Origin of the sequence: Gordonia sp. NPDC127522, assembly GCF_042672305.1 — a bacterium.
Taxonomy (GTDB): Bacteria; Actinomycetota; Actinomycetes; order Mycobacteriales; family Mycobacteriaceae; genus Gordonia; species Gordonia hongkongensis.
In genome coordinates, this window is record NZ_JBHXVK010000003.1 from 337,030 (window position 1) to 349,763 (window position 12,734).

Below are 12,734 nucleotides of genomic sequence, written 5' to 3' on the forward strand. Positions count from 1 at the left end.
GGAGGCGCGCCGAGGACCACCCGTGCGCAGATCGAGGGGCATGGCAGAGTAAGCGGTGATGTCGAACGCAACTGGTACCCGGGTCCATAGGTCGAACCTGCCGCTCGTCGCCGCGGCCACCGGCGCGAACCCGTCGCGCCGTCCGGTGTGGTTCATGCGGCAAGCGGGCCGCTCGCTGCCCGAATACCGGGCCATCCGCGCCGATCACGGCATGCTGGAGTCCTGCTTCGACGCCGAACTGGTCTGCGAGATCACCATGCAGCCCGTCCGCCGGCACGACGTCGACGCGGCGATCCTGTTCTCCGACATCGTGGTGCCGCTCAAGGCCGCCGGCATCGACCTCGACATCGTCGCGGGCACCGGGCCGGTGATCGCCGAGCCGGTGCGCTCGCCCGACGCGGTGTCGCGCATCCCGCGGCTGGAACCGGCGGCGGTCGGCTCGATCGCGCGGGCCATCGAACTGCTGCTCGGCGAGCTGGGGGACCAGGTGGCGCTGATCGGCTTCGCCGGAGCACCGTTCACCCTGGCCTCCTACCTCATCGAGGGCGGGCCGAGCCGCAACTACGAGCGGACCAAGGCGATGATGCACGGCGACCCGGAGACGTGGGCCGAGCTGATGGCGCGTCTCGCCGACATCACCATCGCGTTCCTGCGCGTCCAGCTGGAGGCCGGGGTCGACGCGATCCAGCTCTTCGACTCGTGGGCGGGCATGCTGTCGGCCGCCGACTACCAGCGTTTCGTCGCACCGCACAGCGCCCGTGTCCTGGCCGAGGTCGCCGGGTACGGCGTCCCGCGCATCCACTTCGGCGTCGGCACCGGTGAGCTGCTCGCCCCGATGGCGCATGTCGGTGCCGATGTCATCGGCGTCGACTGGCGCGTGCCGCTCGAGGAGGCCGTGCGCCGGGTGGGCCCGGGCAAGGCCGTGCAGGGCAACCTCGATCCGACACTGCTGTTCGCCGGCCCCGACGTCGTCGACGCCGAGGTCCGCCGGGTGGTCGCCGACGGCGACCGGGCGATCGCCGCCGGGGCGGTCGGGCACATCTTCAACCTCGGACACGGCGTGCTGCCCGGCACCGACCCGGACGTGCTGACACGGGCCGTCGAAGTGATCCACGGCCTCTGATGTCCCCGCGGGTCCGGATCGCGATCGTCGGCGGCGGGATCTCCGGTCTGACCGCCGCCTACCGCCTTCGTCGTGCGCTCGGGCCCGACGCGCACCTCGACCTGCTCGAGGCCTCCGGACGGGTGGGCGGGGTCCTGCACACCACGACGGTGGGCGGTCGGGCCGTCGACGTCGGGGCCGAGGCGTTCATCGTCCGGCGACCCGAGGCGCTCGAACTCGTCACCGAACTCGGCCTCGCCGACCGGATCGTCTCGCCGACGCCGCGCCGCCCCGCGGTGTGGTCGGGTAAGCGGTTGCATCCGTTGCCCAGTCCGGCGCTGATGGGCATCCCGGCCGGACCGGCCGTCGTCGACGGTCTCGCCGACCCCGAGGACGTCGACCGCATGTCCGGTGAACCCGACCGTCCGATGCGGTGGGAAGCCGGGACCGATCTGTCCGTCGGGCACCTGGTCGCCGACCGGTTCGGGCCCTCGGTGGTGGCGCGCAGTGTCGACCCGATGCTCGGCGGTGTGTACTCCAGTCTCGCCGGCGACATCGGGGTCCGCGAGGCGCTACCGGCGCTGGCCACGCGCCTCGACGCGGGCGCGCCGTCGCTCACCGCTGCCGTCGGCGACCTCATCGCCGCGGGGGCCGGGGCCTCGGGGCCGGTCTTCGGCGCCCTCGTGGGCGGATACCAAGTCCTCCTCGACGCCCTGCGGGCCGCGGCCGGCGTCGAACCCGAGATCTCGTGTCCGGTCACCGATGTCACTCCGTCGGGGGCCGGGTGGGTGCTCGACTTCGGTGCGGCTCGCGACCCGCGACCGTACGACGCCGTGCTCCTGGCCGTGCCGGCCTGGCGGGCGGGGGAGCTCCTGGGTCGGTCCGCGCCGGACCTGTCCACGCCGTTGCGCGCGGTCCGGGGCGCCTCGTCGGTGGTGGTGTCGATCGCGCTCGCGCCGGGGACCGAGCTGCCCGATCACTCCGGTGTGCTGGTGGGGACCGGAGAAGGATTGCGCGCCAAGGCTTTCACGTTCAGCTCGCAGAAGTGGGCGCATCTGTCGGATGCGGACCGGCCGGTCTCGGTGCGGGCGTCGTTCGGGAGGTTCGGTGCGGTGGTACCGGATGAGACGACCGAACCCGGCGTCGACGACCGGCTGCGTCGTGAGGCACTCGAAGACCTCGACGAGGTGTGCCGCGCCGCCGGTGTCGCACCGGTGTCGTCGCGGGTCGTCGACGCATACGTCCAGCGTTGGGACGACGGACTGCCGGTGTATGCGCCCGGGCACCTCGCCGCGATGTCGCAGGTGCTGGCCGCGCGGCCGTCGCGTCTGGCCTTGGCCGGGTCGTCGTATGCCGGGGTCGGGGTGCCGGCCTGTATCGGTCGGGCCGGTCGCGCGGCGGCCGAACTGCTGGCAGATCTGACGTGACCCGACTCCGCTGACCTGCCTGGTCGCTGGGTGGGCGCCGGTGGCACGATGGCATCCATGAGCCGCTTGGATTACGCAGAACTCAACTCGACGATCCGCTACCTGATGTTCTCGGTGTTCGCGGTCCGCCCAGGTGAACTGGGTGCTGATCGCGATCAGGCCAAATCCGACGCCGCGGACTTCTTCAAGTCCCTCGAGGACACCGGGGTCGTCGTCCGCGGTGTCTACGACGTGTCGGGTCTGCGCGCCGACGCCGACTTCATGATCTGGTGGCACGCCGAGGACGTCGAGCCGATCCAGGCCGCCTACGCGAAGTTCCGTCGCGAGACCGTTCTGGGACGGGCGTGCAACGCGGTGTGGAGCAACGTCGCGCTGCACCGGCCCGCCGAGTTCAACAAGAGCCACATCCCGGCGTTCCTCGCGGGCGAGGACCCCGGCAACTACATCTGCGTGTACCCGTTCGTGCGGTCCTATGAGTGGTACCTGCTGCCCGACGAGGAGCGGCGCAAGATGCTCGCCGACCACGGGAAGGCAGCGCGCGCGTACAAGGACGTCCGCGCCAACACGGTGTCGTCGTTCGCGCTGGGCGACTACGAGTGGCTGTTGGCCTTCGAGGCGCCGGAGCTGCACCGCATCGTCGATCTCATGCGTGATCTGCGCGCCACGGAGGCGCGGATGCACGTCCGCGAGGAGACCCCGTTCTTCACCGGACCGCGGGTCGAGGTGCCGGCGCTGATCGACGCCCTGCCCTGAGCCGCGCCGAGGGACCGGCCGCTACTCGGCCGGTTCCAGCGTCAGGCTGATGGAGTTGATGCAGTAGCGCAGGTCGGTGGGGGTGTCGTAGCCCTCACCGGCGAAGACGTGGCCGAGGTGGCTCTTGCAGTTCGCGCAGAGCACCTCGACGCGCCGCATGCCCAACGAGTTGTCCTCGACCTCGATGATCTTGTCGCCGGCGAGCGGGGAGAAGAACGACGGCCAGCCGCAGTGCGATTCGAACTTCTGCTCGCTACGGAACAGTTCGGTGTTGCAGGCGCGGCACCGGTAGATGCCGACCGTCTTGGTGTCGGTGTACTCACCGGTGAACGGCGCCTCGGTGCCCGCCTGGCGGAGGACACGGTACTCGGCCGGCGTCAGGCGCTGGCGCCATTGCTCGTCGGTGAGTTCGGCGAGATTCTCGGCGTCGGTCGACGGGGTGCTGTCGGTCATGTCCTCCACGGTAGCGCGCCCGGCAGGATCGACTGTGTCAGCGCTGTTTCGACAGGCCTACGGTCTCGTTCTCGGTGGCACCGGTCTCGGCGGCGGGGATGCGTGGCGCGTCGGTCTCCGAGCGGACCGGCGGCACCATGCCGGCCACCCCGTCGGACCGCATGTCGAGGTAGCGGAACAGCAGCGAGCAGAACACCGCGATCATCAGGAGTGACCAACCCCAGGTGACCTTGTTGTACTCGACCATCCAGCCGAACGCCGTCCAGCGGTCGGAGTAGAAACCGTCGAAGGTCATGCACCCGTAGACACCGAGCCAGGCGGGCCAGTTGCGCATCGGCGATCCGGGCAGCAGCACCGTCATCAGGAGCGGGAACAGGAGCATCGAGTAGTAGCCCTGGCCGAGCGAACCGACGAGGAAGGTCGTGCACAGCAGCACCCCCGACGATGCCGTGATCCACAGCAGTTCGTTGGTCCTGCGGTAGTAGCGGTACAGGAACCACAGCGAGAACGCGGCCATCGCGACGAACGCGACGCGGAGCAGTAGTACCAGCCAGGGTGCGACGCCGAAGTACGCGCCGTTGCCGGCGATCGAACTGTTGTAGTAGTCGCGCGCCTCGCCGAGGTACGGGACGGTCCGGCTGATGAAGTCGTTCGCGTCGACCGACAGGGGCCAGGCCACGATCGTCAGGACGACCGGAACCACGATGGCGAGCGCGAACACCCGCCACTGCCGGTTGAGCAGCGGCAGCAGCATCAGCGGCGCCAGCACTGGTTTCACCGCGAGGGTGAGGCCCATCGGCACGCCCGCCCACCAGTCGTGCCGGCTGAGCATCAGCATCAGGAAGGCGAGGAGGCCGAGGAGCACGAACGAGTTGAAGTTCGTGAAGATCAGTGTGTGCGAGACGGTTTCGGTGCTGAAGAAGAAGAACAGGACCGTCGGCATGACCCACGAGTTGAACGCGAACCCGAACATGCGGGTGAGCAGGTAGGCGCAGATCAGCAGCGCGATGACGCTCGCGGCGATGAAGGCCCAGCGGGCGCGCTCGTAGTCGATGACGGCGACCGGCGCCATCAGCAGGGTGCCCGACGGCGGGTAGAGGTAGTGCGGGTCGACCGTGGCGTAGTTCTCGCCGTAGACCGGCAGGCCGTTGAGGAAGTTGTAGGCCGCGGCGTACACCGGTTTGAAGTCGTCGGTGCGGTCACCGTTGACCCCCAGGAACACCGAGCGGTGCACGACCATGAGCAGGCTGATCGGCCACAGGACCATCGGGATGATCCGCTGAGCACTCATCGGGGGATAGAGATACCTGTCGAGATTGGCCACCCGCGAACCGTACTACGCGCGCCGCCGAGCTCAGAACCGTGCGGCGTGGTCCCGGGGGGACTCAGGTGGGGCAGCCCCGCTGGGTCGGACCCTGCAGCGGTGCCCGATCGACGTACTCCGCGACGACCTCGGCGGCGCACCCACTGCGTCCCAGGACCGAATACCCCAGGCCGTCCCAGGTGACGGTCACCGGCTCGGCCTCGGCGTTCATGAACAGCGGCACCAGAGCATTGGCTCCCTCGCCACCGTTGATCGGGTCGCGCGTCCCATTGAGGATCAACGGGTCGGCGGGCAGCGACGTGGGTGGCCGGACCGGACTGCCCGACGCCCAGCCGTTGCACCGGACGAGTGACAGCGCGCTGTTGGCGCCGGTGAGGGGGTTCTGCTTGGACCACGCGTCCACCAGACCCGGCACCTCGTTCTGTCCGACCGGGCCGGTCACGTCGTTGCAGCGGGACACCAGGGCGCCGTCGGGGAGCCGCAGGGTCGCGGCGCGATCGGCGAGCCGGACCAGCGCCGCGGTCTGTCCGCGGTCGGCCGCTGCGATGGCATCTGCGAGGTCGAGCAACGATTGCGGGCGGTCCGGCGCCAGGGCCAGGGTCGTGGTGATCGCATCGAGCGCGGCCGTGTCGGAGAGCGACTCGAGGTCGCCCGCCCGTGCCTTGCCCAGCATGCGGGTCATAGTCGCGACCCCGTTGGATCCGAGCGCGCAGCCCGGTAACGCCGAGCACCGCTGTGCGAAGCCCTGGAGCGCCACCTGGACGCCCTGTGCCTGGGACTGTGCGCGATCCCGGGCGTTCGCGCCGAATGGGGTCGGGGTGTCGAGGATGATCCGCCCGGCGCGTCCGCCGTACAGGGACGCGTAGGTGAGCACGACGTCGGAACCCTCACCGGTGCCGATGAGCCCGAGATGTTCGACGCCCCAGCGCTGCCGCAGGGACTCGAGGTCCGCGGCGGCGTTCGCGGCCCCGAAACTCAGTTGGTAGGGGGTGAGCGTCTCCGTGCACCCGTCCGAGGCCGATGATGCGGCCGTGGACAGGCGCGAGATCCGTGCGTCCGTCGTCGTGGCGCGGTCGACGAGGCCGTTGTTGGCGATCGTCGTGCGTTCCAGTCGGGTCATGCAGTCGATGTCGCTGCTGAGCGGGATGCCGCGGTGGTCGACCGCGACCACGGGGTGCGAGGAGAGGAACGCCCGGCCCGGGCCGGCGGTCATCACCATCAGCGTCCGCGACGACGGCAGATCGGAACCGGAGGTGAGGACGAGCGGCGCCGCGTCGGGTGGCGTGTCCGCGGTCCGGGCGCGCGTCACCGCGATCGACACGACCTCGCCGTCGGGCTGGTCGCGGTCGATGGGCGAGTCGTATTCGGCACATTCGATCGTCACGCCCTCCGGACGCGGCACCCCGTATCGTTCGCTCGTCTCGGTGGCGCACTCGCTCCACTCGAGATCGGTCTTCGGCACCGCGAGCGCGGGGGCGGGGGGAGCGGTCGACGACGACGGCGCCGGCCCCTCCTGACCGCCGCCGCCCGGGATCAGGTCGGGACCACGGTCGGGACCGACGGCACAAGAGGACAGGACGATCGCCGCGATCACGCCGGCGACCACACCCGCGAGAGCCCTCGGGCGGGAGTTCGGTGCTGCGCCGACGGCCGGGGTGTGCGCTCTTGGCATGTCCGCGAGCGTAGTCAACGAATCCGAGAGGACGCTCGAGCCGGGTGTCGGGTGAGTCCCGGACCGGGAGCGGACAGCTCATCGTGTGGACGGGCGGCCGTCGCGGACCCAGCGGGTGAACACGAACCCGTCGTCGTCGGTCATGATCGACGACGGGTGCAGTGCGCGCAGGACCGCCGCTCCCTCGTCGGTGACCGCGATGCGGCCGGCGCTCCCGCCGACCAAGTGCGGGCTCGTGGTCAGACACAGTTCGTCCACGGCATCGGCCGCCACGAGTGATCCGAGCAGACTCGGACCGCCCTCGCAGAGCACCCGGGTCCATCCGCGAACGCCGCAGTGCTCGAGGATTGCCGGGGTCGACACGGTGTCGTCGCCGCAGTCCACCAACGTCGCGCCGGCATCGAGCAGAGCCTGCCGGCGGTCTGCGGGCGCGCTCGAACAGGTGAGGATGACGGTGCTCTCGTGGGACACGGGCTCGAAGTCGGGCGGTATCGACAGCGACCGGGACACGAGCGCGAGTGCCGGGGCGGGCGCCTGCCCCAGCGAACGTCGGAGTGCGGCGAGGGCGTCGTCGGGCTCGGGTTGCCCGTATCCCTCGGTGGTCGCCGTGCCCGCACCCACGAGGATGACGTCGGCGAGTCCTCGCAGTACTCGGAACACGGCTTTGTCGCCGGGACCGCCGAGACCACCGGACCTGCCGTCGACCGTGACCGCACCGTCGATCGACGCCACCATGTTCGCTCGCACGAACGGCGCGCCGCCGCCCGGATCCGTGGACGATCGAGGGGGGTACGAGTAGAGCTCGGCCAGCCGGACCAGCTCGTCCTCGGATGTGACCTGGGTCGCTTTCTGCAGGTGGAACATGCGTTCATCATTCCGCGCCTGGCTACTCTCCACACATGGTGGCCCGACTCTGCGATCGCAACCCTGCGACCTCGCCCGACGCACTCATCGACGAGATGGTGCCCCCGTCGACCTTCGACGACGTGAGCTTCGACTCCTACATTCCCGACCCCAACGAACCGTCGCAGGCCGAGGCGGTGGCCAAGGCGCGCGACTTCGTGGCGCGGGCGTCGAAGGCGCGTTCGGGCAAGAAGGGCCTGTTCTCCCGGAAGGCGCCGTCCCAGGGGGTCGGTCTCTACCTCGACGGTGGCTTCGGCGTCGGCAAGACCCACCTGCTGGCGTCGATCTACCACTCGATGCCCGCACCGAAGTCGTTCGCCACGTTCGTGGAGGTCACACACGTGGTCGGCGCGCTGGGCTTCGTGAATGCCGTCGAGCGGCTCTCGCAGCACACGGTGCTGTGTATCGACGAGTTCGAACTCGACGACCCGGGCGACACGATGCTCGTCTCCCGGCTGCTGACCGAACTCACCGCCAAGGGCGTGTCGATCGTCGCCACCTCCAACACGCTCCCCGGCCAGCTGGGCGAGGGCCGGTTCGCCGCCCAGGACTTCCTGCGCGAGATCCGCAAGCTGTCCTCGGTGTTCGAGACGATCCGTGTCGACGGTCCCGATTATCGTCACCGCGATCTGCCGCCGGCGCCGGAGCCGCGCAGCGAGTCCGAACTGACCGAGATCGCCGAGTCCACCGACGGCGCGACCCTCGACGACTTCGATGCCCTGTGCGACCACCTCAGCACCCTGCACCCGTCGAAGTACAAGGACCTCGTCGACGGCGTCTCCCTGGTCTGCATCTCGGGGGTGCACCCGGCCGAGGACCAGTCGGTGGCGCTGCGCCTGGTGGTGCTCGCCGACCGTCTCTACGACGCCCACATCCCGGTGACCGTCTCGGGCGCGAAGCTCGACGAGATCTTCACCGAGGAGATGCTGGCCGGCGGTTACCGCAAGAAGTACCTGCGCGCCACGTCGCGCCTGCTGGCTCTCTCGCGGTTCGCGGAGTCGGCGGCCTGACTTGGGGTAGAGGCCGTAGTCGGCGGCCCTCACACTGTGGAGTTGTCAATGTACGCGGAGGAGCCCGGGTTTCGGGCCCTGCGGCAACGTGCCACGAGCAGGCGGCCGAGGTCCGGGGACTCAGGCGGCGTCGTCGAGGCGCATCGTGCGTCGGTTGTAGGCGGGGACGGGTCGGCGCGCGGGGTCGATTTCGACGGGTGGTATCAGCCACGGATGTCGGTCGTAACCCAGGACGACGTCCCAGCCATGGTGGTGAACCTGCGTGTGGCACCGCTGGCAGAGCAAGCAGCCGTTGTCCAGGCTGGTCGTTCCGCCGTCCGCCCAGTGCTCGAGATGGTGGACCTGGGTATGTGACGGTGGCGCACCACATTTGATGCAGCAGGCGTCCCGGACGACCACGGCCTTTCGCAACTCCGGTGGAAAAACTCGCTTTTCGCGGCCCATGTCGAGGGGCACGGTGGCCGAGTCGACCACGATCTCGGTCAGGGTGCCGTCGCACGTGAGAGCGCGGGCAGTGGCGTCGGTGATGGTGCCCGTCCATGGCAGGGCGCCGAGGTCGGTGGCGTCGGCGGGGATGGTCAGGATCAGTTGTGTGCGTGGGGCTCCCGCGGTCTGGACGGTGGCGCCCAGGCATGCCTGGTCGAGGATCAGTTCGAGCGCATCGGCTCGCCGTTCTGCGGGCGAGCGGCGATCGCCGGCGCCGTCGGGTTCGGGTCGCGGGACGGAGCGCTCGTCGATCATGGCGATGAACTTCTCGCCGATGACGTTGGTCAGGTCGGCGGCGATCTCGACCCGGCCATCGTCGGTGACGTTGTGGACGACGGCATTGAGTGTCCGATCCTCGGCGGGCGGGACTCCGCCGTGGGTCTCGGCAACCGTGTTGCCGAGTGCTCGAGCCCGCCGCAGCACCTCTGCGGGCGTGGCCCCGGACAGTGCCTGGGTGATCAATTCGGTCTCGAAGGCGGCTCTGTCTTCGTCGAGAACTCCAGTGGGCGAACGCTTCTCGATGTGATCCAGGCCTCGGGCGACGGCGTCGACGATCTCGGCGGAAAGACGGCCGTCGGCGGCGTGGCCGGCAACCTTGGGTAGATCTTCTAGTCTGTCGACGATCCGCACGATTCGCGAGGCCACAGCGGGCGCGAAGCCCATCTCGATCAGCAGTCTCCGTAGCGTCGAGTGGTTTCGCTCAGCGACTCGTAGGCGACCCAGTTGTGCTGTGCGCATGGCGATCCGGTGATCGATCACGTTCCGCATGAGCCGCAGTGTCTCCAGCTCGGTGAAAGCTGCACGCCCGGCGGGATCGTCGGCTGGTGACTCGGCGTCGACCAGTTGATCGAGAAGCAGTGTGAGATCGGTCATGCCTCCAATGTACTCGAACATCCTGGCGAGCGCCAGGGTCATACACATGAATACTGTTGCACTGCAATCGGTCTGAGAGTGAACATCGAGGCGCGATTACCCCCGAACATCGCACCTTCAGTCACAGGAGTATCCGGTCGTCCCATGATGCGGCGCGAACTTGAGTTGGTTCGACTCAAGAAAAACGCCAGGGATTCGACCACGACGGCGGAACGCCGCGATTACGGAGTCGAGCGGATCAACCGCAGACGACTGGTCATACGAAAGGCATCGGGACGGGAGGTCGTTGCGGCGGCGCAGAAGACGGGCAAGGAGTGGGGCGAGGTGAACGTGACGGCGATGTCCTCGTCGACCAGGATGTCCACCAGGTTGATGAACCGCTGCTGCGCCTCCTCGTCGGAGACATCGAATGTCGGCACGTCGGTGATCGTCCAGCGGGGATATATTCGCGCCCACGTCAGATACTCGATTGTCGACACCGGCGCGTCACACAATTGCGCAAACGAGGCCTGCAGACACCCGTCACGCTCGGAGTGGACCTCGAAACGTCGCCCACGAACAGTGAGCCCGACTGTGTGGGTGGTCTCGGACACGTGACCTGACGGCGGCACTGTCATCCAGGTTCCCGCGGCGAAGCCGGCGGAGTCCCCGCGGGGAGATGTGCGGTAGTCGGTCTGCCCGTTCAGGTGATGGACGTCGAAATGATCCTTGATCAGCGTGATGCCGGGCTCGAAGAGGTGATGCCAGATGGGATTCGGCAGAAGATCATCCGGGGCGTAGTTCGACGTCGCCAGGACGGTGATCCGGCGGGAGAGCACGTGTTCCAGCAATCGGGTGAGGAGACGCGCGTCCCCGGAGTCGTGCACGTGAAGCTCGTCGAAATACAGCAGCTCGCTGTTGCCGACGACATCGTCGATGCCGAGGCCCAGCGAGTGCGGGTCGTTCCGGTGCTCGTGTACACGGCGATGGAGTTCCTCGAAGAAGCTGTGGAAGTGGATCCGCGTCTTCCTCGGTGTCGGGCTGGCGTCGAAGAAGGCGTCGGCCAGCCACGTCTTGCCCCGGCCGGCCGAACCGTGGACATAGAGCCCGCGCGGGCCCGACGAGCGTCGTGTCCGCCGGCGTCCCTCCGGAACGAGGACGGCGAGCCGATCGACGAGTAGCAGTTGCTGAGGGTCCAGCACGATCCCGGCGTCGGCGGCCGCCGCGAAGATCGCGGTGACTACTGCCTGACGCACTGCGGACATCCTGAAATGGTCACACGGAGCGCGTGCTGCCTGGACCGCGCGTGGCCGAAGTCACCAGTCCAGGTGGCGACATCCGAGCGAACCGAAGGCTCACAGCCGCTGCGTGAACACGTAATCGTGTTCGGTGCTCTCCCCGAGGGTGAAGGTTTTCACGCCGGCGCGTTCGAAGCCCATCTTCGTGTAGAACCGCTGGGCCCGGACGTTCAGCTGGTTCACGCCCAACCACACCCGAGCGCTGCCGTGCGACCGTGCGCGATCGAGCGCGGCACCCATGAGCAGGTGCGACGGAGTCGCGCCCTGCCGCGAATGATGGTCGCGCAGCACGTACATCTTCGAGATCTCGCTCACCGGACGCTCGGTCACGACCGCACGCACGTCGGGGTGCGTCGGATCGCCATGCAGCACCAGCGCGTAGCCGAGGATCGGTCCGCCGACACCGTCGCGCGCGACCAGGACATCCGCAGTCGGATCGGCGATGTGATCACGAAAGTTGTTCTCCCGCAGATTGTCGGCGACGAAATTCTCGATGTCGGCCGGTGCGGCGTGCGGCGGGCACGCGAGCGGGAACGTGATGGCGGCGACCTCGGCGACTCCCGCCGCCGCTGCGGGGTCGGTCACGACCTCCACGGTGACATCGGCGATGTCGGCGGCACCGGGATCGCTCACGACAGTGGACGAGCCGGATCGGCGGTCCAGGCGTTCATCGATCCGTCGTAGACTGCGACGTCGTCGCGTCCGAGACTGTGCAGCGCGAAAGCCGCTGCGGTGGCGGCGATCCCGCCGCCGCAGTAGGTGACCGGGCGCACCGCCGGGTCGAGGGCGCCGACGTCTGCGAACAGTTCGCGCAACTCCTCGAGCGGCCGGAGGCGCCCCGCGTCGTCGACCAGTTCGGCGAACGGGACGTTCACGCTGCCGGGAATGTGGCCGCCCGCGAACGACTCCCGGTCGAGCGCGTTGACCAGCAGGACGGAGGACTCGCCGGTGGCGGCCGCGACCTCGTCGGTGGAGACGATCCGCTGGGGCCGGCGGCGCGGGGTGAACGATGCCGGGGTGGTTGTGACCTCGCCGGTCTCGACCGGGAGGCCGGCCGCGGTCCAGGCGCCGTACCCGCCGTCGAGGACGAGCACGTCGTCGAAGCCCTCGAGTCCGAACTGCCACCACAGGCGCGTGGCCCAGATGCCGTTGGCGGTGTCGTACACGACGACGGTGGAGTCGTCGCCGATGCCGAGGCGGCCGACCGCGGCGGCGAAACGTGCGGAGTCCGCTGCGGCGAACGGTGCTTCGCCGTCGGGGTCGCTGAGGTCGGTGATCTGATCGGCGAACACCGCGCCGGGCAGGTGCCCGGCCAGATAGGTGTCGCGGCCGGAGGCGACGTGTGCGCCGTCGGCATCGAAGGTCAGATGGACGGTGGCGTCGACGATGCGGAGGTTCTCCTCGCCGAGGCGGGCGGCGAGATCGGTGGCGGAGATGAGGGGCGTCATGACAGC

12 protein-coding genes are annotated in these 12,734 nt (G+C 68.9%); 4 read left to right on the plus strand and 8 right to left on the minus strand.

Annotated features, from left to right (window positions below; all coding sequences use genetic code 11):
- Nucleotides 1-58 precede the first annotated feature (58 nt).
- The 3 genes from hemE to hemQ are packed head-to-tail and all read left to right on the plus strand — an operon-like array spanning nt 59 to nt 3,282.
- Complete coding sequence (gene hemE / locus ACFVHY_RS09105) at nt 59-1,123, plus strand: uroporphyrinogen decarboxylase (RefSeq protein WP_390271033.1); 1,065 nt, start codon at nt 59-61, stop codon at nt 1,121-1,123.
- A complete protein-coding gene (locus tag ACFVHY_RS09110) occupies nt 1,123-2,529 on the plus strand; it encodes an FAD-dependent oxidoreductase (RefSeq protein ID WP_390271036.1) in 1,407 nt (468 codons plus the stop codon). Before hemE ends, ACFVHY_RS09110 begins: the two co-directional genes overlap by 1 nt.
- Nucleotides 2,530-2,586: 57 nt before the next feature.
- Complete coding sequence (hemQ, locus tag ACFVHY_RS09115) at nt 2,587-3,282, plus strand: hydrogen peroxide-dependent heme synthase (RefSeq protein WP_058250316.1); 696 nt, start codon at nt 2,587-2,589, stop codon at nt 3,280-3,282.
- A 21-nt stretch (nt 3,283-3,303) separates the two neighbouring features.
- Here hemQ and msrB read toward each other — a convergent pair whose 3' ends face one another.
- The 4 genes from msrB to ACFVHY_RS09135 all read right to left on the minus strand — a co-directional run bounded on the left by msrB (nt 3,304) and on the right by ACFVHY_RS09135 (nt 7,595).
- The gene (msrB, locus tag ACFVHY_RS09120) at nt 3,304-3,735 is read right to left on the minus strand and encodes a peptide-methionine (R)-S-oxide reductase MsrB (RefSeq protein ID WP_058250317.1); all 432 of its coding nucleotides are present in this window, start codon (nt 3,733-3,735) and stop codon (nt 3,304-3,306) included.
- A 37-nt stretch (nt 3,736-3,772) separates the two neighbouring features.
- Nucleotides 3,773-5,059: a glycosyltransferase family 87 protein gene (locus ACFVHY_RS09125; protein WP_390271041.1), complete on the minus strand. Its 1,287-nt coding sequence runs from the start codon at nt 5,057-5,059 to the stop codon at nt 3,773-3,775.
- Between the two features lie 61 nt (nt 5,060-5,120).
- Entirely contained in the window at nt 5,121-6,731 is a 1,611-nt protein-coding gene (locus tag ACFVHY_RS09130) for an alpha/beta hydrolase (protein ID WP_390271044.1), read from the minus strand.
- Nucleotides 6,732-6,809: 78 nt separating this feature from the next.
- Entirely contained in the window at nt 6,810-7,595 is a 786-nt protein-coding gene (locus ACFVHY_RS09135; RefSeq protein WP_390271047.1) for a pyrimidine reductase family protein, read from the minus strand.
- A gap of 35 nt (nt 7,596-7,630) precedes the next feature.
- Between ACFVHY_RS09135 and zapE (ACFVHY_RS09140) the strand changes: the two genes are divergently transcribed.
- Complete coding sequence (gene zapE, locus ACFVHY_RS09140) at nt 7,631-8,644, plus strand: cell division protein ZapE (protein ID WP_159370698.1); 1,014 nt, start codon at nt 7,631-7,633, stop codon at nt 8,642-8,644.
- Nucleotides 8,645-8,764: 120 nt separating this feature from the next.
- Here the strand turns inward: zapE (ACFVHY_RS09140) and ACFVHY_RS09145 are convergent, their stop codons facing one another.
- From ACFVHY_RS09145 to ACFVHY_RS09160, 4 genes are all read right to left on the minus strand, one after another.
- Nucleotides 8,765-10,024 (minus strand): DUF222 domain-containing protein, encoded by a 1,260-nt coding sequence (locus ACFVHY_RS09145; RefSeq protein ID WP_390271507.1) that lies wholly within the window; start codon nt 10,022-10,024, stop codon nt 8,765-8,767.
- 200 nt (nt 10,025-10,224) lie between these two features.
- Nucleotides 10,225-11,247, minus strand: coding sequence for a cell division protein ZapE (zapE, locus tag ACFVHY_RS09150; RefSeq protein WP_390271051.1), 1,023 nt, complete (start codon nt 11,245-11,247; stop codon nt 10,225-10,227).
- Nucleotides 11,248-11,337: 90 nt separating this feature from the next.
- Nucleotides 11,338-11,913: a GNAT family N-acetyltransferase gene (locus ACFVHY_RS09155; RefSeq protein ID WP_390271054.1), complete on the minus strand. Its 576-nt coding sequence runs from the start codon at nt 11,911-11,913 to the stop codon at nt 11,338-11,340.
- Nucleotides 11,910-12,728 carry a sulfurtransferase gene (locus tag ACFVHY_RS09160; protein WP_390271056.1) on the minus strand — a complete coding sequence of 273 codons (819 nt, stop codon included), beginning with the start codon at nt 12,726-12,728 and terminating at the stop codon, nt 11,910-11,912. Before ACFVHY_RS09160 ends, ACFVHY_RS09155 begins: the two co-directional genes overlap by 4 nt.
- Nucleotides 12,729-12,734 lie beyond the last annotated feature (6 nt).

Excerpts from the sequence above, each read along its gene's own strand:
- hemE (WP_390271033.1), top strand. The coding sequence starts at position 59 with ATGTCGAACGCAACTGGTACCCGGGTCCATAGGTCGAACCTGCCGCTC.
- ACFVHY_RS09110 (WP_390271036.1), top strand. The coding sequence starts at position 1,123 with ATGTCCCCGCGGGTCCGGATCGCGATCGTCGGCGGCGGGATCTCCGGT.
- hemQ (WP_058250316.1), top strand. The coding sequence starts at position 2,587 with ATGAGCCGCTTGGATTACGCAGAACTCAACTCGACGATCCGCTACCTG.
- msrB (WP_058250317.1), bottom strand. The coding sequence starts at position 3,735 with ATGACCGACAGCACCCCGTCGACCGACGCCGAGAATCTCGCCGAACTC.
- ACFVHY_RS09130 (WP_390271044.1), bottom strand. The coding sequence starts at position 6,731 with ATGCCAAGAGCGCACACCCCGGCCGTCGGCGCAGCACCGAACTCCCGC.
- ACFVHY_RS09135 (WP_390271047.1), bottom strand. The coding sequence starts at position 7,595 with ATGTTCCACCTGCAGAAAGCGACCCAGGTCACATCCGAGGACGAGCTG.
- zapE (WP_159370698.1), top strand. The coding sequence starts at position 7,631 with ATGGTGGCCCGACTCTGCGATCGCAACCCTGCGACCTCGCCCGACGCA.
- ACFVHY_RS09145 (WP_390271507.1), bottom strand. The coding sequence starts at position 10,024 with ATGTTCGAGTACATTGGAGGCATGACCGATCTCACACTGCTTCTCGAT.
- zapE (WP_390271051.1), bottom strand. The coding sequence starts at position 11,247 with ATGTCCGCAGTGCGTCAGGCAGTAGTCACCGCGATCTTCGCGGCGGCC.
- ACFVHY_RS09160 (WP_390271056.1), bottom strand. The coding sequence starts at position 12,728 with ATGACGCCCCTCATCTCCGCCACCGATCTCGCCGCCCGCCTCGGCGAG.